Raw genomic sequence first — 678 nt, forward strand, 5'->3', positions numbered from 1 at the left:
TTAAAAGATGCAGAGCATTACGCCCTAAAACGCTTCAACGTCAACACGCCGGATGAACTCTACGTCGGTGTAGGCAGTGGCGACCTGCGTATCAATCAGATCATCAACCACATCAATGCACTGGTGAATAAACCAACGGCGGAAGAAGAGGATCAGCAAGCGCTAGAAAAACTTCAAGAAGCCGAGCACAAAGCACCAGCGCAAAGTCGCCCGAAAAAAGACGCGGTAGTAGTAGAAGGTGTTGATAACCTAATGACGCACCTAGCTCGCTGTTGTCAGCCAATTCCAGGCGATGACATTTGTGGTTACATCACCCAAGGCCGAGGTATCTCAGTGCACCGCAGTGACTGTGAACAGCTCGAAGAACTGCGTCATCACGCTCCAGAACGTATCATTGATACCGTATGGGGCAGCGGATTTGTAGGGTCATACATCCTCACCGTGCGTGTCGAAGCAATGGAGCGAGGCGGTCTATTGAAAGACATCACCACACTATTTGCCAACGAGAAAATCAAAGTGACCAGCATGAAGAGCCGTGTCGATTACCGTCGTCAGCTCGCCATCATGGATTTTGATCTTGAAGTGACCAATATTGAGGTGCTCTCTCGCGTTTCGAAACGTGTCGAGCAGATTAAGGATGTTATGTCGGTAAAACGCTTAGGCTAACTTTCACGTCGT

General features: G+C 49.1%; 1 protein-coding gene. It reads left to right on the forward strand.

Translation table 11 applies throughout. The features are described 5' to 3' along the window. The coding region (locus R7Q38_RS24490; protein ID WP_318114670.1) for an ACT domain-containing protein at positions 1 to 666 on the forward strand (666 nt) is incomplete at its 5' end. Positions 667 to 678 lie beyond the last annotated feature (12 nt).

It is taken from the genome of Vibrio sp. Vb0598, assembly GCF_033338935.1.
Taxonomy (GTDB): domain Bacteria; phylum Pseudomonadota; class Gammaproteobacteria; order Enterobacterales; family Vibrionaceae; genus Vibrio; species Vibrio alginolyticus.